Below are 280 nucleotides of genomic sequence, written 5' to 3' on the forward strand. Positions count from 1 at the left end.
GACCGTCACGTACCACTACGCGACGGTCGACGGCCGGCGCGACAACCCCGCGGGGAAGATCGTGGTCACCGAGATCCCGGCCGGCCAGTCACCGTACGTCGTCACGGGCAACACGATGCGGTTCACCCGCAAGGTCGCCACCCCCACGATGTACAGCTACTGGGCCGACGTCACGGTGGACGGCAAGACCTACACCTCGACCCGGAACTACATCACGCTTACTCCCGACGCGAACGTGGGGTCCGGGATCACGCCGAAGGTGACCACCGACGGCGGGCAC

1 protein-coding gene is annotated in these 280 nt (G+C 67.1%); it reads left to right on the plus strand.

What is annotated here, in order from left to right; genetic code table 11:
- Positions 1–280 (plus strand): hypothetical protein (locus tag HT134_RS44520; protein WP_175606525.1); only part of this gene is annotated, 280 nt, incomplete at both ends.

It is taken from the genome of Nonomuraea rhodomycinica, assembly GCF_013363995.1.
In the GTDB taxonomy this organism is placed as follows: domain Bacteria; phylum Actinomycetota; class Actinomycetes; order Streptosporangiales; family Streptosporangiaceae; genus Nonomuraea; species Nonomuraea rhodomycinica.